The sequence below is a fragment of the Iodobacter sp. CM08 genome, assembly GCF_033446605.1.
Lineage (GTDB): Bacteria > Pseudomonadota > Gammaproteobacteria > Burkholderiales > Chitinibacteraceae > Iodobacter.
Genome location: NZ_JAWQUO010000014.1, coordinates 83,763 through 105,935 on the forward strand (window position 1 = coordinate 83,763; position 22,173 = coordinate 105,935).

Genomic DNA, 22,173 nt, shown 5'->3' on the forward strand with positions numbered 1-22,173 from the left:
ATGGCTTTGCATCTCGCCCCGCATATTTCACGTTCTGGCCGCAACAAATTACAATCTGTCTCTCTGCTGTTTAAAACTGCGCCAATACGGAAGATACTCGTCTTATTCCAACGGCGTTGTTCTGGGGCTAAAAATGAAAAATATACTGATTGGATTGCTACTGGTGTTACTTGGCGTTTATTTAGGTGCAGATTATTTTAACCACGGTTTAAATATTCAAATGACTGGGGATAATGAAAATTGGCAATGGGCTGCGGATGGTGCGGATAGCTTAATCGCTATACCGGTGTTATTGCTGGTGGGGGCTATTTTATTATTTGTATTTGCAGGCTTAGCAGCTTTTCTGCTGTTTATTGGCGGGGTAGTTTTACTGGCGTGTTTGCTACCGGCCTTATTGTCTTTGCTACCGGTATTGCTGATGGCTTATTTGGTGTATTTGCTGGTGCGTAAATCTAAACAGGTTTCTTGATGGTGTAATGATGTGCTTTGCAAGGCTTTAGTCGCTCTGCGTGCAAGGTGTGCGTTGCACGCAGAGAGCCCATTACACCGTTTTGCTTAATTCCATACGGCGTATCTACCTATATCAATCAACGGCTTTTACGACTTATGCCGTGCAAGTGTTGGGTTGCTGTAGATCTAAACCACCTTTCATAATGAAATCCTGTAGCAATTTGTCGATTTTCATATTGATCTGAAATGCCGAAAAACTAGCGGCTTCGGATTTTTCGAAATATGCTTTTGCTTTGGCTTTATCGACGTAGCTTTTCAGCGTGTCTAAGCGGCCAAACTCATTGATATTGGCTGCAGTAATGCCAGTATTCATCATCCGGCTTAATTTGTCGGTAAACACGGCAATATCTGTAGCCTTACCCAGTGCATTCACCAGCTCGGTAATTTGCGCGTTTTTAGCATTAGCTAAGTATTCAGTAATGTAATCTCGAAAGGTTTTGCCTTCTGCTAGCGTGGCGTCGCCGCGCTGCACGTCATTCAGAAAAATATTGGCGTACTTTTGCTCTTCTTGAGTCAAGGTAGCAAAGGACTTATGCAGCTCATCCTTGATTTTTTGAATGTCTACCGCGCCACCATCATTTTGCTGAATCGTCTTGAGGTATTTTTCAAAGCGCGAATTCATGTAATCGGCGTCGATTTTTCCGGTGTCGATTTCGGTTAAATGCCCAGATAGATCAAATGGCACCGCGCTCTCGCCGCCGCCCCCATCGCCGCTGCCGCTGGATAATTCTTTATACCGAAGCGCTAATGCCAAATAGGTATTTTCATCAAAGCCTAGCGTGATTTCAAATTGCGCCTTACCCACCCCAAATGGGTAGCTGAGTTTGCGCCAAGTAAACCCTTGTATTTTAGCCGCTTCTAAATGCTGATTGAGCTGCGCAAACAGTTTGGCAAATTGACCGCATAGCGATTTATCGGCAGGCAATTTTTCAAAGTTAGCGATGCCAGCATTACTAAATAGCTCAGCAATGTCAGCATAAAACAGATTCATTTTTTCTAAATTACTCGGCAGTTTCTCGACAAATAGCCCAATCGGTTTATCGCCGGAATACATCTTGATGGCAGCCGCAATATTGCGCTCCATCGTGTGCGGCTTACGATAGTAGCGTATCGTGCCAAATGGCTTTTCATGCTCGATATACAGGCGATTGGTACGCGAAAAGGCTTGGATGATATTTTCATGCTTGAGCATCTTATCCAGATACAAGGTGTTGAGCCATTTTGAATCGAAGCCGGTGAGCATTTGATCCACCACAATCAATAAATCAATTTGCTGCGCTGGATTTTTTTCAAGGCGTAAATACGGCCTTTTATGCGCCAGCCGAGCGGCTAGGTCTTTTTTAAATTGAGCATGACTGCCCAAATTAAAATCCTGCCCATACTGCGCGTTATAGTCTTGAATGATTTCAATTAAACCGGCTTGCTTAAACGCGGTATCGACATAATTACCCACCTCATCAATATTCGGATCGAATAAGGCACTTATTTTTAACTCGGGTTTTGCAATTTTTAAACGGCGATAATACTCAATCGCCTCTTTAATGCTGCTGGTGGCAAAAATAGCGTGAAATTTACTGTTCTGGCTCAGACTCGTCCAGTTGTCAACGATATCTTTAATTACTTCCTGTTGATGTATCGCTTCTTCGTATTGAGAATTCGGCAACTCATCTTCAATGCCTTTCACATAATCGCCATTGGCTTCTTTGTGACCAGCCATCGCGACATCACGCATATAGCGATTAAACACTGCCTTTTTCTGCGGGTCGGCCAAGGCTTCACTTTCCGTACTGGCTTTGGCTTTCTCTAGTGCCACGGCTCTTCTTAAATCTTTATCTCTGTAAGTCATCACCTTGTACGGATCAAACCCCAATACATTTTTATCACGGATGCCATCGGCGATCGTGTAGCGATGTAATTCGTCGCCGAATACCGTTGCCGTCGTATTCAGATTTTTTTGGTTTTCATCTTGAATCGGCGTGCCGGTAAAACCAAAAAAAATCGCCGCTGGAAAGGTGGCTTTAATCGTGATCAGCATATCGCCAAAGGTGGAGCGGTGCGCTTCATCCACAATAAACACAATGCGCTGCAGGTTGATCAACGCAATATCATGGCTTTGTAAACTCACGCCATCGTCATTGGCCTCGGCATTGATGTTACTCATTTTTTGAATCGAGCTAACAATCAAGGTATTGGCAGGATCGGTGCTTTTGAGTTTGGTGATCAACACGCCGGTATTTTCAGTCGCCTGCACGGATTCACCCTCGCCAGCAAAGCCTTTGTATTCTTGTAACGATTGCACGCCCAGCTCGATACGATCCATTAAAAAAATCACTTTATCAGCGTCTTTAGAATGGGCAATCAGCTGCGCTGATTTAAAGCTGGTCATGGTTTTACCAGAGCCGGTGGTATGCCACACATGGCCGCCCAAACGGTCACGATCAGCCCAGTTGGTTTTGGATACTTTGTCTGAAATGGCATTGGCGGCAAAATACTGATAGCTGCGCATCACTTTGAGCACGCCATCCGAATGATCGGCCACGGTGTAAAAACCAATCAATTGATGCGCCATCGGGATAGACAAAAAGACCGAGGCGATGCTTTTCCAATCATTCATGGGTTGGTTATTAAAATCAGCCCAATGAAAGTAAAAATCTTTGTTAAATTTGCCATCCATGCCAGGGTTGGCAAAATAGACCATCTCGCTCGGCGTCATCGCCACAAACACCTGCACCAAGCCAAACACGCCGGTAAATACGCCCTCGGCTGAATATTTTTCGATTTGATTGTAGGCATGGCTGACTGGCACAGCGCTGCGTTTGAGTTCGATGTGAATCAAGGGCATGCCATTAATCAGCAGCAACACATCGCCACGGCGGTCATTCAGGATTTTGGACGCCTTAGCAAATTGCGGTTGCTGCACAATTTGGTAGCGGCTTTGCCCAGCAGCGATTTCGTGGCGGTCGTAGATTTTTAGGCTAATTTCCTTGCCAAAATGCAGTGGGTCTTGCGGATTATCGCGGGTAATCGACACGGTTTTGCCATTGATAAATCCATTGAGTTTGAGCGGGGTTTTGAGCTCGCGAATTTGCTCCACAATTTGCTGCATTTCGCTATTAGTCAGCGGTACATCGTTCAGGCGGTCAATGTCGCGGTTGTTCTGAAATAAAATATCCGCCCAGTTTTGCAGCAAATCCGCTTCGGTCGTATTTTTTAAGACCTGATCTTCCCAGCCTTTATTTTTTAGCTCATTGACTAAGGCAGTTTCAAAAGCGGCTTCGCTGACGAATGTTGAATGATGAGTGATGAAGGATGAATTACTTGCCATGCTGTTTGCTCTGTTGTGCTGTTTTTACGATGCTGGTTAATATTCGCACCAACTCATCAGACTCTTGGATGATCTCTTTTATCATGTGCGTTTCGACTAGATTCGTTGCTTGCAACAGTTTTAGCCAATACAGGGTTTCTCTGGATTCTTTTCGGGCAATCGACATTTTTGCAATAAAATCCGCTTTACTCTGCCCCGCCTGTGCTTCTTCTGTATTAGCACCAATCGATGTGCCAGAACGTAATAATTGATTAGCCAGCGTTTGAGATACTTTGCCTTGTTTTTCCAAAAACTGACACAAACGCACTACCCGAATCGCAAACTCAAACGTACGAACCGGAATGGCAATGCTAAATGATGAATGATGAGTGCTGAATTCATCACTTTTATCATTACTGTCTTTTTCATTCATCATTCATACCTCAGCATTCATAATTCACAATTCATCCGTCTTATACAGGGTGTAGCCTTCGTAGTAATAGCTGGCGTCGATCCCTTTCATGTAAATCTCGGTATTGTCGATTTGATCGGTCAGCGCTTGTTGCAATAGATATTTAATCTCAATGTCTTTCACGGGGCTGCGTTCCATCGCCATGAGGTAATCATCTTTATCCACACGCTGCCAATCGATCACTTGCTTGAGTTCTTTTTTTAAAATCAAATCCAGCCAAATTCGCGTACTGCGGCCATTGCCTTCGCGAAAGGGATGGGCAATATTCATTTCGACGTATTTCTCGATGATTTCATTAAACGTACTTTGCGGCATCGCTTCGATGTTTTTTAAGGACACGGCCAGATACATCACCGGCGCAAAACGAAAATTCCCTTTGGCGATATTCACCTCGCGCACCTTTCCCGCAAAAGCATAAATCTCACCAAACAGCGCGGCGTGAATACTGGCCAAAGCCTGAAAGCTACCGACCTCCAGCGTATCTAAAAAGCCGCTGGTAAATAGCTGATGGGCTTGGGCTTTACTCAATCTTTCTTCCACCCGAGCCAGCTCGACCGCATCGGTGATGCCCAGTTTATTCTCTAAGATCATTGGCGAACTCCGTTCGAGTTATGAATGCTGAGTGCTGAATGATGAATTTTAGAGGCATTGGTTTTTAATTCAGAATTCATCATTCATAGCTCATAATTAGCTAGGGTATACGTCTGTAGCCATTATTCATAAAGGGCTACAATCGCATACCATTAAGCAAGTAAACCAGCTCGCAGCGATGTTAAAACAAGGCCTACGCCGTGGCCTTAAACAAACATTTTGACCATGCAAGCTTGCTTGATGTTATTGAGTTTTTTGAGTTGGGCTTGGTGTTGGTTTATTAGTGCATCGAACTGATTGAACAGGTTGCCAATTTTTATCTGCTCATCATCTTGTGGCATGGCTATGTTTTGTCTTTTTACAATTTCAGAATTAAGATTTACTTGGCTTCCAGGTTGCCCATATTTTTTCCATTCTCGTTCAAAACCTTTTAACCATTGAAATAAAAATTCACGATCAAAAACTGGTTTCATGAAAATTAAAAAACCATCATGTACACCTGTACTTACATAGTTAATCACAGGTTTTCCTACTGTAGCTGCAATACTTAAAAGAAGATGTGGCTCAGTAAGTACACGGGTTTTTTCTTCACCCGCTTTTGAAATTCGTTGTTCTAAATAATAAATTCTTCCATCTTGTTCAGATACATCTTTAATTCTTAACCATCCAACATCTGACTTTTCATCAAACCATTTTTTATCTTCAATTGGCCTAGGGCTGGCACCACGAACAATCTCAGATAAATCACCCAATACCTTATACTCCCAATCCCCACTAAATCCCTTAAACCTAATTTCTGGCACGGTTGCGCCTTGCTTGGGGAACATCTTTTCGAGCAGGGCTTTTTTAAGGCTTAATAGCTTGTCGTGCTTTTGCTGATGCTGAGCAATCAGAGTATCGAGCTGTTGAAAATAATCGCCGATTTTGGTTTGTTCAGCAATATCTGGGAAATTAATTTCTAGTTCTTTCAAGTCAGCGTTGCGCACATGAACTACTGATTTACCTTGTGCTCTTTTCGACAAGTCTTTCTTTGGTTTACCATTTGAAATGGTAAGCGCTAAAAATACGCAATAAATTTTATCATGTGGGTAAATAACATTTAAATCGCCACCTAATAAAATTCCCGACTGCACAACTGCTGATGCTCTTGCAATATCTTCAGAGGTTTCACCTGATGCAGGAACTATTACCTCACTGCCTTTGCTTACAATGGATTTACCATTGTTTTTCACAAATGTATCCACTTCAAAAATTGTGGTTTTATATTTCGTATATAATCTCCCATATAAAACTATTGGGCTTCCCTCTGCGATCAAATCATTTTTAGAATAACCTTGACCTTTTAAGAACTCAGCATTCAACCCTAATTTTTTCTCTTCCCATTCACCATCAAAGCTCTTAAACCGAATAGCAGGCGTGTTGTTAATTATGAATTCTGAATTATGAATGCTGAATTCAGTGCTGCCATTGATAGAGTGGTTTTCATTCATCATTTATCACTCATCACTCAGCATTTTCATTAATTCGTTTAGGGCGGCAAGATCAAACTCATTCCCCGTCAGTTCTTCAATTAAACCCGCTAGCGCTTGTTCGGTTTGTTGGATGTCGCTGGCAACTGCGGCGTAGGTGGTGGCGTATTTATCGGCTAGTGCTTGCACTTGGCGGGTGAGTTGCCCAATCAGCTGTGTCGGCAATTGCGCTAGCTCGGCCAGTAAGGGCGTAATCCATTTTAATTCGAGCAGCGTATTCACTTGTTCATCGCTCAGGCTTTCGATGGTGGCTTTGGTTTTGAGGTGCAGTGCATCGGCGGCGGCTTTAACGGCTTTTTTCAGCTCTTTTTCTTCGACGATCAAGGTATCGGCTTGGATGATTTTGGCTTCATAGCTGTCTGCATCCAAGGCTTTTACTGTTTTCGAGGCGGCTTTGAGGTCGGCTTTTAGCTGCTTGGCGGCTTTGGCCACGGCGGCATTAACAAAGCCATCGCCGTTGTCGTTGACGGTATCGAGGGATTTATCTTCTTCAGAGAGCGAATCGAGGATGGCTTCTAATTCGGCGCTGATTTCCGCTACGCGATTTTCTTGCTGCTGCAGCGCGTGTAGCTCGGCGCTGAGGTAAGTGTTTTGCACCAAGGCAAACGGCAGGATGTGGCCAAGCCAGCCGTCTTGCACTTCGGTTTCGATGCCTTTGACTTTTTTGTTGACCATATTGGGGTCAACCTGCTTGCTGGCGGCAAAGCCTTCGGTTTGCAGCATTTCCAAATCGGCGGCGATGGTTTGCCAGTGATTATCGAGCAATTGATAAGCGTGGTAGCGGCTGATTAAGGCGATGTCATTCAGGCGGGTACTGGCTAAGCGCGTAAACAGGTCTTGGCAGAGCGTGTCTTCTTGCCGTGCAATACTCACCGTCTGCCACTGCGTGATGAGTTCGGTTTTGAGGTAGGTATCAAAGCCAGTAAACGCCTGGGCGTAACTGAGCCCAAACGCATTGACTTCGGCGTGTTGGGTGATGGTGGGCTTCACCTCGGCCGCCGCAATGGCGAGCTGCGCATAGTGGCTGTTGGTGTTGCTAAATAATGCCTTACGCAAGGCAGGGAACGCTTGCCAATAATGCTGTAGCTGATTGATTTCGCTGACCGGAATACCGCCGAGCATGGTGGCGTGCAAATCCCAAGTGTCACTGGTATCGGCAGAATCGACATAGCGCGGAATATTCAGGTTGTAGTCGTTGTCGCGCAGCGTGTGCTTGCTGACCAATTGCGAAAATTTGGGATGATTGGCGCGCTGAATCACCGCATCGCTGATGCGTTTGATGTCGGAGGCTTGCAGCTTATTGTTTTTGCCGACTTTGATAAAATGCTTGGACGCATCGACAACGAGTACATCCGTCGCTTCGCGTTTTTGGCGCAGCACCAAAATCACGGTAGGAATGCCGGTGCCAAAAAAGATATTGGCAGGTAGGCCAATAATCGCATCAATGTGGTTTTGCTCAATCAGCTGCTTGCGAATCGCACCCTCTTCACCGCCACGGAATAACACACCGTGCGGCAAGACAATGGTCATGATGCCATCGGGCTTGAGGTGATACAGATCGTGCAGCAAAAAGGCGTAGTCGGCTTTGGTTTTAGGTGCAAGGCCAAAGCGCGCATAGCGTGGATCGCTGGCTTTGTGCTCTGGATCCCATTGCTGAGAATACGGCGGATTGGATACCACCGCATCGACATACAGCGGGTGATAACCCAATGGGTCGTTTTCATCAAAATAAGGCCAATCGTCCTCTAAAGTATCGCCATTGCGGGTCACAATATTGTTGGGCTTGATGCCGCGCATCACTAAGTTCATACGGGTTAAATTGTAGGTGTTGGCTTTGAGTTCTTGTGCGAAGTATTTAATATTGTTTTCGCCATCGATGTATTTGGCGACGCAATTACCGATGTTGATCAGCAAAGAGCCCGAGCCACTGGTCGGGTCATAAATCTCGATTTTTTCTTTGTCTTTGACGTGATGCGCGATGATCTCGGACATCAGTAATGAAACTTCGTGCGGGGTATAGAATTCACCCGCTTTTTTACCGGCGTTGGCGGCAAATTTTTCAATCAGGTATTCGTAGATATAGCCCAGCACGTCGTAGTCTTGCTTGCCATCCATGGGGATAACTTTAATCAGTTGCAGCAAGTCACTGATGGCTTTGGTTTGCTTGGCGGCGCTTTCGCCTAATTTACTCAATCCCGTTTGCAGGGTATTAAAAATGCCGTCGAATAGTTTTTTGTGATTGCTGTGGATTAGCCGATCAAACGCAGACAAGGCATCGCGCACATTCGAAACATCAAAGTCACTGCCCTTAGAAAGCCAAGTCGAAAACAAATTGTCGTAGGCAATAAAGTAGCCCAGCTCTTTTTTGATGTACTCGACCGTATCTGCATCCTCTTCACTGAGCAATGCGATTTCAGCGGCCGACATGCCTTGCTGCTTGGCGAACTGGATGAGTTGATCCGATAGGTATTTGTAAAAAATGAAGCCCAAGATGTAGTCTTTGTACTCGTTGGCTTCAATTTTTGAGCGCATCTGATTAGCAGATTCCCAAATTTTGCCTGCTAATTGTTGTTTATTCAAAATACATTTCCTTTTTGTATTCTTTGACTAACAGCGAGGCTCTGTTGTTTAATTGCTGACGTTATCCAGCCAAATTTCGAAATACGCAACCCGCTATAAAATATAAAAAACATGAATAAATACTGCATGACCATTTTTTATGGTTAATTTTTATATTTATAATCAAGTGTTTATTAGGTTTTAATTTTTGTTTGATGATAAAAAAAGAAAGGTGATTGTTCTGTTTTTATCCGTTTTTTATGTGTTGAGTGTTTTTGGTAGATCAATATTTTGTGTGTGTAGCATGAGTTAATCGTTAATATTTCACCTGTCACAGCACCTCTTTACCTAAACGTAAAATGCCACCGAAGGGGCTGGATGTGAATGAAGTGCAATCGATACATTATACGCTGGCCATCATTAAACAGAGCGACAATAGCGTGTAATTATTTAATTCAGACGGATTAAGTTGGCACATGGCTATCTTGCACAAGAGTATGAATTAAGCCTGCGATCTAGGCTGGATTTCTCTTTGGCATGAGTGCGTACTGGGTATGATTTTATTTAGTCCATAAAAAAAGCACACCCGAATATTCTTGGGGTGTGCTTTTTTAATTTAGAAACAATTATGCAGTCAGTGCCAGTAGTTTTACAAAGGCATCATCAAATTGCTTCAGGCCTTCGGTTTGTAGCTGCTCGCCTTGCAGATTGTAGTTAATGCCCAGTTTGCGCAGCGCGGCCAGATTGGCGATGGCTTGGTCTGTTCCTGTTTCAAGCGTCAGCGCGGCTACGCCGTGGTCGCGGAATAGATCGAGTGTGGCGTCTGGTACGGTGTTGACGGTTTCTGGGCCGATCAGATCTGCCACGTACATCACATCGCTATAGGCTTTGTTTTTGGTGCCGGTAGAAGCCCACAGCATGCGTTGTGGGTTTGCGCCCAGTGCTTTTAGTGCTGCAAAGCGAGTGCCGTGGAAGAGCTTTTTGTAATGCTCGTAAGAGACTTTTACAAATGATTTTGCCACTTCACCGCGCAGAGCTAGCGCCTCGCTGCTGCCAATCGCTTCCAGTTGTGGATCAATCAAGCTATCTACGCGGGATAGGAATACGGACGCTACGGCATGCACGTGATCTACCGGCAGGCCAGCGGCAACGCGTGCTTCTAGGCCGCGGATATAGGCTGTGAGCACTTCATCAACGTGTTTCAGGTTAAACATCAACGTAACGTTGATATTCAGGCCAGAGGCAATCAGCTCTTCAATGGCGATTACGCCGGCAGAGGTGGCGGGTACTTTGATCATCAAATTAGGGCGATCAATAGCCGCCCACAAACGCTTGGCGTTGCTGATGGTGCCCACTGCATCGTGCGATAGCGTTGGGGAAACTTCTAGTGATACGTAGCCGTCTTTACCCTTGGTTTCATCGTAAATGGCACGGGTTACATCGCAAGCGGCTTGTAAATCTGGGATCACTAGCGCTTCATAGCGCTGTTCTGCTGTGAGGTTTTGTTTTTTTAATTCGGCTAGATCACCAGTGTAAAGCGGATCGGAGCTGATGGATTTGAAGAAAATCGCTGGGTTAGATGTCACCCCCACAATGCCGTCTTCTTTCAAAATCTTGGCAAGATCGCCAGATTGAATCAGACCACGCGATAAATTATCCAACCAGATGCTTTGACCTAGGGGCTTAATGGCTGCGATTTTGCTCATGGGGGTGACACCTCAAATAAAGAGATAGAAGAAAAGTAATGCTCAGTAGCAAATTATCCCCTATCCCCCATGATTTAGCATTTGTCATCACGCAATAATTATTACTATTTTTTAAGCTTCATGAAGGTTGACAGGGGGAAATGCTTGAAATGGGTGTGCAGAAAGGGTGCATAACCCTCGTTATTTAATCACTCGCTGTGGTGGAAACTTCACCGCAAATTGGCTGCCGATGCCTGCTTGCGATTGCACCACTAGCTGAGCTTGATGGCGCTGAATAATGTGTTTCACAATGGCTAAGCCTAAGCCGGTGCCGCCAGTAGAGCGCGATCTGCCACGGTCTACTCGGTAAAAACGCTCAGTAAGGCGGGGTACATGTTCGGGGGAAATGCCGATGCCCGAATCTTGCACGCTAAATACGCCGTGCTCGTCAATCAGATTCCAAGCCAGCGTAATTTTGCCTTCATTTGGGGTGTAGCGAATCGCGTTAGAAACCAAATTGCCAAAGGCTGAATGCAGCTCGTCGTGATTGCCAATCAAACGGATTGAGTCGAGTTGGCCAATGGCTACAATATGGCGGCCTTGGGATAGGCCTTCGGCTTCGGCAGCGAGTAGGCGCATAAGCTGTGGGATATCTACTTCTTCCTCACGCATTTGCTGGCCACTTTCTAGGCGAGAGAGCGTCAGTAAATCGTCAACCAAACGTTGCATACGCTGTGTTTGATCGTACATAAGCTGTAAATGCTGGCGACGTATATTGGCATCCGTGTCAGGCATATCGATCATGGTTTCGATAAAGCCGCCCACTACGGTGAGCGGCGTGCGTAGCTCATGCGATACATTGGCAACAAAATCGCGGTGTACAGTTTGTACGCGATCAAGCTGGGTGATATCACGGGATAACAGCAGCTTGCGGCTTGAATCAAAAGGAACCAGTTGCACTGATAACACCTGCTCTTGTGGCCTATGTGTATGTAAAACCAGCGGATGGGCAAAATCTTGACTGCGTAAGTATTCGCGCAGCGAAGGATGGCGAACAATATTGCTAATTACTTGCCACACATCGCTGACGCGGTTGATGGCCATATGTTGCGCCGCCGAGCGATTGCACCATTCGATGCGATCGTGCTCATCTAAAATCACCACGCCATCGGGTAGCGCTTCACTGGCATTGGTAAAACGATCCAGCGTATTGGTGAGGCGTTCTTTAATTTTGCTTTGCAGGCGTACCTGGTTGTAAACCCGATCAAATACTTCCTGCCAAATCAAAATACCGCTGGGTACATTATCAACGCGGGAGTTTTCTACCCAACGGTGTAAGCGGCCAAGATTAATTAAGTGGTACAAAACCGATAGCGATAACAGCCCAATTGCGGTTGCCATGCCATATAGCAAGCCATGGATTCCACCGATTGCCGCAGAAAATAGCGCCATTACCAAATAATGAATCAGAGAGCGTAGCCAAAGCATTTAGATTTGTTCCAAAGGGAAAGCGCTTACTCATGCAAGGCTATAAATCATTCGTCGTTTCTAGCTAATTATCTTTAAAAGCTTTATGTAAGTATATCTCAGCTTGAGGCCTGGTATTTACCTTAGGCTTAATTATTATGTGCAGAAAGCCGATAGCCTGTACCACGTACGGTTTGGATTAGACGATCAAAGCTGGTTGATTCCAGCGCCGAGCGTAATCGTCGAATATGTACGTCTACTGTGCGTTCTTCCACAAATACATGATCGCCCCAAACATGATCAAGCAATTGTGCGCGTGAATGCACTCGCTCTGGGTGGGTCATAAAGAAATGTAGTAGCCGGAATTCTGTTGGCCCCAGGTCAATGGTGTCGCCATTGCCGGTTACGCGGTGCGTGGCAGGGTCTAGGCGCAGGCCCTGTACTTCAACGGTATCATCGGTAATTTGCGGTGCGCGGCGGCGCAGCACAGCCTTAATGCGCGCTTGCAGCTCACGTGGGCTAAATGGCTTAGTAATGTAATCATCAGCGCCAGTTTCTAGGCCGATCACTTTATCTTGCTCGTCCGAGCGGGCGGTGAGCATGATCAAAGGGATTTGCCGAGTGCGCTCTTCTGCGCGCAGCTTTTTAGCAAAATCAATCCCAGTCATGCCAGGTAGCATCCAATCGAGCAAAATCAAATCAGGTAGGGCATTGCGGACGATATTTTGCGCACTTTCTGCAGAGTCAGCGCGCATCACATGGTGCCCTGCTTGAGATAGATTGAAAGCAATCAGCTCTTGAATGGCGGGTTCGTCTTCAACAAGTAAAATATTTGCAGGCATAGCGATTGACCTCGCGGAATAAAGTTCCACATTTGTTGCAAGATTAAGGCCTCAATATGTCTTTAATATTACAAGTCGTAAAGAAGTGGTCTTATTTTAAATTACAGTGGCGTATTTTTCACACTCAAAAGTAAATTAACAGCCTGCATGCTGCTGACAGCAAAGTCCTGAAGCGGGGTATCATGCAAGGGTTCATTCAAGAGCGTCGTGACCAATGGCCGGACTTAGCGCAACAACCCCGCAACCCAGCGAAATTAAACTGCATCAAGCCTCTAAAATACTAGAGATTCACTTTGATGATGGCTGTCATTTTGATTTATCTTGCGAATACCTAAGGGTGTTTAGCCCCTCTGCCGAAGTGCGCGGCCACGGCGCTGGGCCCGGCACGCTACAAGTAGGTAAGCAAGGCGTCAATATTATCGATATCGCCCCCGTGGGCAACTACGCAGTAAAATTGGTATTTGATGATGGCCATGATTCAGGGCTGTATTCTTGGGACCACCTCTATGAGCTGGGCCGTAATAAGGAAGCCAACTGGCAAGATTATCTAGCGCGTTTAGAGTTGGCAGGGGCTGCGCGGGCTTAATTGTCAGCCATAAAGTTAAAGAACAAATATTGTGAGAGTTTAAAAATGACTGATCCAAGTACCCATTTTGGTTTTAAAACGGTGAATGAGTCCGAAAAAGCGCAAAAAGTCGCTGAAGTTTTTCATTCGGTGGCTAAAAAATACGATGTGATGAATGACTTAATGTCAGGTGGTTTACACCGCATCTGGAAATTTTTTACCATTGAAACCAGTGGTGTGAAAGCCGGCGATAAGGTGCTGGATATTGCCGGTGGTACGGGTGATTTATCCAAAGCTTTTGCAAAAAAAGTGGGCAAAACCGGCCAAGTATGGCTAACCGATATTAATAGCTCGATGCTGGGTGTAGGGCGTGATCGGCTATTGGATCAGGGCTATGCATTGCCGGTGGCGCAGTGCGATGCAGAGAAACTACCGTTTCCAGATAACTACTTTGACTGTGTTTCGGTGGCCTTTGGCCTGAGAAATATGACGCACAAAGATGTGGCGCTGGCCGAAATGTGCCGCGTCTTAAAGCCAGGCGGGCGCTTATTGGTGCTGGAGTTCTCTAAAGTTTGGGCTCCTTTAAAACCTGCTTACGATATTTACTCGTTTAAGTTATTGCCATTTATGGGCAAGCTGGTGGCTAATGATGCAGATTCTTACCAGTATCTGGCGGAATCGATCCGCATGCACCCAGATCAAGAAACCTTAAAGCAAATGATGAAAGACGCTGGTTTTGGCCGCGTTGATTTTCATAATATGACCGGTGGTGTGGTTGCCCTGCATAAAGGGATAAAAATCTGATGTTACTGGCTGCCGTACTTAATCGCCTGTTGGTAGAGGACGCGGCAGCGAAGGCTGAGCTTGCGCAATTCGCTGGCCGTAGCATCAAGATTTCCCTGCCGCTGGTGAGCGAAACCTTGGTGCTGATGAATGATGGCCGCTTGGCTGAAAGCAAGGCCGAAGCAGAAGCTACGCTCGATTTACCTATCAGCTTTTTTACTCACCGCATGCAGGATAAAACCGCAGCCGCCCGCCATGTGCGCTTGAGTGGCGACGGCGAGCTAGGCAGCCGCATCGGCCATGTGCTGAGCGGCCTGCGCTGGGATGCTGCTGAGGAATTATCCAAGCTGATTGGCGATGTGGCGACGCAAAGACTGGTCAGCATTGCAGGCAAAGTGGGCGGGATTCCTGGTGCTATGGGCTCAAAAATGGTGGCCAATTTGGCCGAATACTTGCGCGACGAGGCCCCACTGTTGGCGCATAAGCGCGATGTGAACCAGTTTTGTAATGATGTGGATGAATTGCGTGATGCGCTGGCAAGGCTGGAAAAGCGAGTTTCCCAATTAATATAAGGTGGGTTGGGTTTATGACTTTTGTATTTATCAGCTCAATAGTTGAATTGTAAAAATGTATTGAGCTGATAAAACCGTCACTTATATTTTGTGAATTAACGCAACGCATACAATTAAAAAAACCAGCAACATACCGAGTGCTAAAATTATTTCGATAATTTTCATTTTTTATTATCCCTGGGTGATTTAATGAATTCCTATTCAATCACAAATACCCTAGGTTTGGAGCGCAAAAAAATCGGTAATTCATGTTTTGCACCATTTTTTGCGCTACCAAGCGTAATTCTATATCGGTAGAAACATTGGGATTTTGCGTAGCTAAGCCTGTTTTAGCAATAGTATTGTTAATTATTTCTTTGTTTTGTCGTTGTTTCTTACACTAGAAAACATTGCAGAAAGCAAAATGACCACGCTCTCGGCATAGGGCTTAATAATCCCCTTGAAGCACGCCGAAGCGAGGAACAAGCGGGCGGGGTTTCGGCGAGGACTGTTTGAGCGAAGCGAGTTCCGCAGCCGCCGCTCGATTGTCCGCAGATGAGGAGCCTTCGTGCCTAGGTGGTTGTCGCTTGGCTTCGTTTCTTGGCGAAGCAAGAAAGGAAGGCCCCGCGGTGGCTACCGCTCCTAAATCAATGTGCCGAAGGCACTAAAATCTTAAGTTGAACCAATGCGTCTTTCTCGTTTAATTAAAATTGTCCGTGTGGTTTTTGGCTATGGTCTGGATGAGTTTTTACTCGGCCATGAGCGGGTGCGTGGCTTGGGTAAGCTGATTCAATCCTTACTCTCTGGCCGAGATTTAACCGCGCCAAGGGCTGAGCGTTTGCGGCTGGCGCTGCAAGAGTTGGGGCCAATTTTTGTCAAATTTGGTCAGGTTCTGTCTACTCGCCGCGATTTAATGCCGCTGGATGTTGCCGATGAGCTGGCGAAACTACAAGACGATGTACCACCTTTTGCTGCGGCTACGGCAGTGGCGGTGATTGAGGCAAGCTTAGGCCGTAAATTGGCTGAACTATTTGCTGAATTTGATCACACGCCGGTGGCTAGCGCCTCGGTGGCGCAGGTGCATAAGGCACGTTTACATAATGGCCAGCAGGTGGCGGTAAAAGTCTTACGGCCTGATATCTTGCCGGTGATTGAATCTGATTTGGCGCTGATGCGCATTATGGCGGTGCTATTAGAAAAACTCTCGGCCGACGGTAAGCGTTTGCGCCCTAGAGAAGTGGTGGCCGAGTTTGATCGCTATCTGCACGACGAGCTGGATTTAATGCGCGAGGCGGCCAATGCCAGCCAGCTGCGCCGCAATTTTTTGAATTCCAGCCAGCTCCTAGTGCCGGAAGTCTTCTACGATTTTTGTGCGCGTGAAGTGTTTGTGATGGAGTGGATGGATGGCATTCCGGTCGGGCGCATCGATGAGCTGCTGGCAGCAGGAATGGATTTAAAAAAACTGTCGCGCTTTGGGGTAGAAATCTTTTTTACCCAAGTGTTTCGCGATGGGTTTTTCCATGCCGATATGCACCCCGGCAATATCTTAGTGGCGGCGGATAATCGCTATATTGCGCTGGATTTTGGCATTATCGGCACCTTATCAGACAGCGATAAGCAATATCTGGCGATTAATTTTTTAGCCTTCTTTAATCGTGATTACCACCGTGTTGCCACTGCGCATATTGAATCGGGCTGGGTGCCTAAAGACACACGAGTGGAAGAGTTAGAAGCGGCAGTACGCACCGTTTGCGAGCCTATTTTTAACAAGCCGCTGTCGCAAATTTCTTTTGGCCAAGTGCTGCTGCGTCTATTTGAAACCTCGCGCCGCTTTAATGTAGAAATCCAGCCGCAGCTGGTGCTGTTGCAAAAAACGCTGCTGAATATCGAAGGCTTAGGCCGTCAGCTTGATCCAGATCTAGATCTGTGGCAAACGGCTATGCCGTTTTTAGAGCGCTGGATGCACGAGCAAATTGGCTGGCGTGGCATGCTGCGTAATCTAAAAAAAGAAGCGCCGCAATGGGCCGCCTTACTGCCCATGCTGCCACGTAAATTAGGCGAGCTGCTCGATCAAAACCATACCGAGCTATTGATGGCAGGTTATAGCGGCCTGATGTGGGAACAAAAAAAGCGCAACTGGCTGCTGGGGGTGATTGCAGCGCTGTTGGCGGGATTATTGCTGACTTGGTGGTATAAATAGCTGGCAGTAAGCTAAGTGCTATGCCGGTAAAGCCTGCTAGTTTACTACTAAAAAAATGGCGTTTGTCGCGGCGTAGTGACAAACGCTTTTTTATACTCAGTCCCTCTAAAATACTTGTAGTTGTCATCGTTCAGCTATTCTGCTGAATATGGTTTGATTTCTTGATCTACTTTCCGCCTAGTCTTCTGATTTATATTGCCTTGGCCTCTGCACGCCTTAGTTATTTTTCAATTAGCGCGTCGCTATACTGCGAAATAAACGCTTTTTTAATAGCGTACCTTTATCAGTTTGGGCAGGTTTATTCTGCTTATCTTCATACAATGGGGAGGCTTGATACCGATTCTATCAACTTAAGCAATCTGCGGTTCCTAATGGGGCTGAAACCCACGAGCGATGTTGCCCCCCCCCCCCGCCCGCCCTACGGTGATATTTTTCTTAAGTTGATAGGATTTGGCTTGATATATCCTTTGTCGCGTATTTTTCTTCTTGTTTTTTGCAAATTCTATGATGAATCACTGACTACACTGCTAGTTTGATGTATGTGCCTTAGCCCTTGCTAATGGTATAAACCCACTTGCTACTATGCTATATAATTAAATTCTTATAATTCATAAAACAATCTTTAGTAGTAATTTGCATACTTGGAGCTTTAAATGAAAAAATTATTCTTAGCCGCTTTGCTTAGCACTTGTAGCATGCTGGCGCATGCTGATTTGGTGGATGCCATTAAGACCCGTGGCTCTTTGTTGGCTGGGGTGCGGGCTGATATTCCGCCGTTTGGACAAAGAAATAAAAATCAAACGGTTTCTGGTTATGACGTTGATTTTGCTGGAGCAATCGCTAAAAAGCTGGGCGTTAAATTGGTGGTGCTCAATTTGGATCCAAGCGAGCGTATCTCTGCCGTTAAAACAGCTAAGGTCGATATTTTGGTCGCAACATTTACTAAAACGCCTGAGCGCGAGCGTGAAGTAAATTGCAGCAGTGGCTACTTTGTTGCGGCACAAAAAGTGCTGTCTAAGAAAGGGAGGTTTCCAACTCCAGAATCCTTAGTCAAGGCTAATATTGGTGTAGCGCGTGGGACAACTGGTGCTGATTTGGTTCGCAAGCTCTACCCTAAAGCCACGGTCGTTGCCTTTGATGATATTCCTGAGGCGGTACGTTTCTTAGAAGAGGGAAAAATTGATGCAGTAGTGGATGATGAGCCATCGCTTGCACGTAATCTAAGCCAAATGTCTAACAAGGCACAGTTTGAATTATCGAGTTATGCCAATGCCACAGAGATTTATGCTATTGCCGCTAGGCTTGGTGAAAAGCGCTTAATGAATATCATTAATGAAACTTTGCTTGAAATGGAAAACACTGGCGAAGCAGAGCGTATTTTTAACCAATGGTTTGGGCCACAAACAGCAACGCCATTTCCCCGCACGTTTAAGATTCGTGGGTAATTTAGCAACACTTTGCCTCATTTATTATGGAGGTTGCTGAAGGAATTTTTCATATTAATGTAATAAAACGAGCGTTTAGGTAAGTGTTTTTACTTATTTTGCTACTGTTTTATATATGCACAAATTCTTACTTAGTGCAGTTGGAGATTGTCGCAGTATAGAGGTCAAGCTAAAGCGCTTTAAGATCAGATTCTTCTTATCTGATATGGCAATGATGCGATCTTGATGCATCAATAGTCTGGAGCTTGATTATGCAACGATTAATTCTGGCTGGTTTTTTGAGTGTTTGTAGCGTACTGGCCCACGCCGATTTAATTGATACGATTAAGGCTCGAGGTACCTTGGTGGCGGGGGTTTCGGCAGACGTTCCCCCGTTTGGGCAAAGAAATAAAAATCACACTGTTTCTGGCTATGACGTTGATTTTGCTGCAGCTATTGCCAAAAAGCTGGGTGTCAAACTGGTAGTGCAGGATGTGAACCCCGCTGAGCGTATTCCCAGCGTAAAGTCAGGCAAGGTGGATGTGATTGTGGCTGCATTCACCAAAACGCCTGAGCGTGAGCGTGAAGTGGCGTGCAGCATTGGTTATTTTGTTGCCGCGCAAAAAGCTTTAAATAAAAAGGGTAAATATCCTAATTCAGAGTCTTTAGCTAAATTACGCATTGCGGTTTCTAGCGGCACAACGGGTGAAGAGCTTGCTAAAAAACTTTACCCTAAGGCGCATATCACTGCATTTGCTGATATTTCAAATGCGGTGCGTTCTTTAGAGCAGGGCGGTGTGGATGTGGTGATGGATGATGAGCCTACTTTAGCGGGCGCATTAAATAACATGACCACCAAAGCACAGTATGAGATTTCTAGTTATTCTAATGCTACTGAAATTCTTTCTATTGCCGTTAAGTTAAATGAAAAGCGTTTACTTAATCTAGTTAATGAAACATTGCTTGAAACTGAAAAAACCGGTGAGGCAGAGTTAATCTTTAACCGCTGGTTTGGCCCACAAAGTAATACACCATTCCCGCGTACATTCCGTATTCAGGGGTGATTATTTCTTAGTTTTATAGTGCTTTTATCTAAAGCCCACAAAGCCTTTGGCTGTGTGGGCTTTATTTTATTTAAATAAAGTTAATCTGTGCCGATATAAAGTAAAAGATCCTCCATTATTATTGGGAAAATTACACTTAGCTGACCCATAATTACCTAGTGTAGACTGCACATTCCATTTTATTGGCCGCGTAGGATATAAAAAATGATAAATCCAAATAATAAGCCGATTGGTGTGATTGATGACGAGCAAGCGCTGGATATCGTGGGTGATGCCGTGCTTAAGCTTTGGGATGTAGTGGATGAATTGGCCCGCCTGCGCCCTGCGCATACGCCTGATTATCACGTCACTATTTTTGGCTCAGCCCGCATTCAAGAAGGCTCGGCAGCCTATGAAGCGGTTAAACAACTTGCTAGCGAATTAGCCGCCATGGGCTGCCGTATTGTTACTGGAGGTGGCCCAGGTTTAATGCAGGCTGCTAATGAAGGCGCACGTGATGGTGCGCCTGATCGGCCAGAGGCATCAGTGGGGATTCGGGTTGATTTAGATTTTGAACAAAATGTGAATGATTTTGTTGGCAAAGTTTATGAGCACAAAACATTTTTTTCACGTTTACACCATTTTATTTTGCGCTCTAATGCGTTTATTGTGACATCCGGCGGTATTGGCACTTTATTAGAATTAGCCATGGTGTGGCAGTTAATTCAGGTGCGTAAATTGTATGACACGCCTTTGATTTTAGTCGGCGAAATGTGGCACGAGCAGGTAGATTGGGCTCGGCGTTATATGGTAGAAAATAATGCGGGCTTAGCTAGCGAAGTCGATATGCAAATCCCAATTGTAGTCGATACCATTGAAGATGCTGTTCAGCTGATCCGTGAGCACCACGAGAAATGGGAGCAAACGGGGTATTCTTTGAATAATTAAATGAATGCCAAATAAATAAAAGCCCCTGATGGGGCTTTTATTTTGCGCTATAAAGATCCGCTTAATAAATAACTAATTTGGTACCTGCTTGGATAGGCTTAGCGTTATTCCATTTTTTTAGATCTGCAGCAGCGACATTATAGCGTTTTGAAATAGAGGAAAAAGTATCACCACGCTTAGCTGTATATTCACGGCCATCTTTGCCCGAAACCGCGCTCTCTGTTTTAACCGATACACGTAAGATTTGCCCAAGCTGCACTTGCCCGTCGGCAATATTATTCATGCTTTGCAAGGCGGCAATATTCATACCATAGCGTTTAGCAATATTGTAGGCCGTATCGCCTTTGCTGACGCGGTGCTCGCTGCTGGCAATGACGGGAGCGTGTGGTTTATCGTTAGCGCCGGTATCAATGGCTTCTACGCTGCGGTTAGCGGCTAAAGCGGTTAAGGTTTGTCGGTCAGAAACATCTAGGCCGTTAATCTTGGGCACAAGGATGGTTTGTCCACGGGCGAGGCGATCACGGCTGGCGATATCGTTGATGTCTTTAAGCTCGTTTGCGGCTACGCCAAAGGTTTCTGCTAGCTTATCGAAAGACTCCCCCTGTTTAGTGACGTAAGGCTGCCAGTTCAGTAGTGGTTTTTCGTACTCTGCCAGATTTTTTTGAAATATTTCAACTTTAGCCACGGGCAAAACTAAGGATCGGTCATCTTTATAAGCAATGACTGGCCGGATAAAGCCAGGGTTAAGCCTAAGCAATTCTTCAACTGGTGTTTCAGCTAACTCGGCAGCAACCTTCACATCCATATGTTTACCAACGGTGAGCGTGGCAAAGTAGGGCTGGTTAGGCAGTGAGGTTAAGGTGACGCCGTAGGCTTGCGGGTTGGCGATGATATTGCGCACGGCTAATAGCTTAGGCACGTAATTGCGTGTTTCGTCTGGCATGCGTAAATCAATAAACTGAGTGCCAAGATTGGCAGCTTCATTTTTGGCAACAGCACGGGCAACTGCAGTTGGGCCCCAGTTATAAGAGGCCAAGGCCAGCTGCCAGTCGCCAAATTGGGTGTAGCTGCCATTTAGATAGTCTAGTGCGGCGCTGGTGGCGGCCACTACATCACGGCGGCCGTCGTACCACCAAGTGCGTTCTAGACCGTAATCTTTGCCTGTAGCTGGCATAAATTGCCACATTCCCGCAGCTTTTACCGATGATTCTGCTCTTGGATTAAAAGCAGATTCAATCATGGGTAAAAGCGCGATTTCCATCGGCATGCCGCGTTTCTCAACTTCATTCACCACGTAATATAAATAAGGCGTGCCGCGTTTGATAATTCGATTGAGATATTCTGGGCGGCTAGCGTAGTAGTTTTCCCATTTTCTAACCAACTGATGATCTAGCTCTGGAATAGTAAAGCCGGTACGAACGCGCTCCCATAAATCCGCGTATTCGGGGGCCATTACCGCGTCAGAAAACAAGGCGTCAATGGTGCGATTTGTATCGTCTGGGGAGATAAAAGTGGGATTATGTAGCTGGTAATCGATTTTGGCTGGAGCAAGGGTTTCTGCGTGCGAACCCAAGGCACATAGGCCTGTAATGAGGCCAACAAGGAGTCTTTGTTTCATGGGTACCTGCGCCATTTAAAATCTAATAATCGAGCGATGCTGCCGCTGCTGTCTAATCTTGTCAATCTGTTTGTGCTTAATG

17 protein-coding genes are annotated in these 22,173 nt (G+C 45.7%); 8 read left to right on the forward strand and 9 right to left on the reverse strand.

Annotated elements, in window-relative coordinates; all coding sequences use genetic code 11:
• Positions 1-133 precede the first annotated feature (133 nt).
• A complete protein-coding gene (locus tag R6242_RS09920; protein ID WP_318426306.1) occupies positions 134-469 on the forward strand; it encodes a hypothetical protein in 336 nt (111 codons plus the stop codon).
• A 135-nt stretch (positions 470-604) separates the two neighbouring features.
• On the opposite strand, the gene R6242_RS09925 is transcribed toward R6242_RS09920, so the two are convergent.
• The 8 genes from R6242_RS09925 to phoB form a co-directional block, all read right to left on the reverse strand.
• Positions 605-3,835 (reverse strand): type I restriction endonuclease subunit R, EcoR124 family, encoded by a 3,231-nt coding sequence (locus tag R6242_RS09925; RefSeq protein ID WP_318426308.1) that lies wholly within the window; start codon positions 3,833-3,835, stop codon positions 605-607.
• Positions 3,825-4,250, reverse strand: coding sequence for a four helix bundle protein (locus tag R6242_RS09930; RefSeq protein WP_318426310.1), 426 nt, complete (start codon positions 4,248-4,250; stop codon positions 3,825-3,827). The genes R6242_RS09925 and R6242_RS09930 overlap by 11 nt, the downstream gene beginning before the upstream one ends.
• A gap of 21 nt (positions 4,251-4,271) precedes the next feature.
• Positions 4,272-4,877, reverse strand: a complete 606-nt coding sequence (gene fic, locus R6242_RS09935; protein ID WP_318426311.1) for a protein adenylyltransferase Fic — start codon at positions 4,875-4,877, stop codon at positions 4,272-4,274.
• A 206-nt stretch (positions 4,878-5,083) separates the two neighbouring features.
• Positions 5,084-6,370, reverse strand: coding sequence for a restriction endonuclease subunit S (locus R6242_RS09940; protein ID WP_318426312.1), 1,287 nt, complete (start codon positions 6,368-6,370; stop codon positions 5,084-5,086).
• 3 nt (positions 6,371-6,373) lie between these two features.
• The gene (locus tag R6242_RS09945) at positions 6,374-8,986 is read right to left on the reverse strand and encodes a type I restriction-modification system subunit M (RefSeq protein WP_318426313.1); all 2,613 of its coding nucleotides are present in this window, start codon (positions 8,984-8,986) and stop codon (positions 6,374-6,376) included.
• 605 nt (positions 8,987-9,591) lie between these two features.
• Complete coding sequence (tal, locus tag R6242_RS09950) at positions 9,592-10,671, reverse strand: transaldolase (RefSeq protein WP_318426315.1); 1,080 nt, start codon at positions 10,669-10,671, stop codon at positions 9,592-9,594.
• A gap of 180 nt (positions 10,672-10,851) precedes the next feature.
• On the reverse strand, positions 10,852-12,138 hold the full coding sequence (gene phoR, locus R6242_RS09955) for a phosphate regulon sensor histidine kinase PhoR (protein WP_318426317.1): 1,287 nt from the start codon (positions 12,136-12,138) through the stop codon (positions 10,852-10,854).
• 128 nt (positions 12,139-12,266) lie between these two features.
• Positions 12,267-12,959, reverse strand: coding sequence for a phosphate regulon transcriptional regulator PhoB (gene phoB / locus R6242_RS09960; RefSeq protein ID WP_293932823.1), 693 nt, complete (start codon positions 12,957-12,959; stop codon positions 12,267-12,269).
• Positions 12,960-13,173: 214 nt separating this feature from the next.
• Here phoB and R6242_RS09965 point away from each other — a divergent pair, with 214 nt between their 5' ends.
• The 7 genes from R6242_RS09965 to R6242_RS09995 all read left to right on the forward strand — a co-directional run bounded on the left by R6242_RS09965 (position 13,174) and on the right by R6242_RS09995 (position 20,473).
• Positions 13,174-13,545 carry a DUF971 domain-containing protein gene (locus R6242_RS09965; protein WP_318426321.1) on the forward strand — a complete coding sequence of 124 codons (372 nt, stop codon included), beginning with the start codon at positions 13,174-13,176 and terminating at the stop codon, positions 13,543-13,545.
• Positions 13,546-13,590: 45 nt separating this feature from the next.
• The gene (ubiE, locus tag R6242_RS09970; RefSeq protein ID WP_293932821.1) at positions 13,591-14,328 is read left to right on the forward strand and encodes a bifunctional demethylmenaquinone methyltransferase/2-methoxy-6-polyprenyl-1,4-benzoquinol methylase UbiE; all 738 of its coding nucleotides are present in this window, start codon (positions 13,591-13,593) and stop codon (positions 14,326-14,328) included.
• A complete protein-coding gene (locus R6242_RS09975) occupies positions 14,328-14,879 on the forward strand; it encodes a sterol-binding protein (RefSeq protein ID WP_318426324.1) in 552 nt (183 codons plus the stop codon). Before ubiE ends, R6242_RS09975 begins: the two co-directional genes overlap by 1 nt.
• A 664-nt stretch (positions 14,880-15,543) precedes the next feature.
• Entirely contained in the window at positions 15,544-17,058 is a 1,515-nt protein-coding gene (ubiB, locus tag R6242_RS09980) for a ubiquinone biosynthesis regulatory protein kinase UbiB (RefSeq protein ID WP_318426326.1), read from the forward strand.
• 653 nt (positions 17,059-17,711) lie between these two features.
• On the forward strand, positions 17,712-18,503 hold the full coding sequence (locus tag R6242_RS09985) for a transporter substrate-binding domain-containing protein (RefSeq protein ID WP_318426328.1): 792 nt from the start codon (positions 17,712-17,714) through the stop codon (positions 18,501-18,503).
• Between the two features lie 251 nt (positions 18,504-18,754).
• Entirely contained in the window at positions 18,755-19,546 is a 792-nt protein-coding gene (locus R6242_RS09990) for a transporter substrate-binding domain-containing protein (protein ID WP_293932817.1), read from the forward strand.
• A 204-nt stretch (positions 19,547-19,750) separates the two neighbouring features.
• Positions 19,751-20,473 (forward strand): LOG family protein, encoded by a 723-nt coding sequence (locus R6242_RS09995; RefSeq protein WP_293932816.1) that lies wholly within the window; start codon positions 19,751-19,753, stop codon positions 20,471-20,473.
• A 61-nt stretch (positions 20,474-20,534) separates the two neighbouring features.
• On the opposite strand, the gene R6242_RS10000 is transcribed toward R6242_RS09995, so the two are convergent.
• Complete coding sequence (locus R6242_RS10000; RefSeq protein WP_293932815.1) at positions 20,535-22,091, reverse strand: LysM peptidoglycan-binding domain-containing protein; 1,557 nt, start codon at positions 22,089-22,091, stop codon at positions 20,535-20,537.
• Between the last annotated feature and the right edge of the window lie 82 nt (positions 22,092-22,173).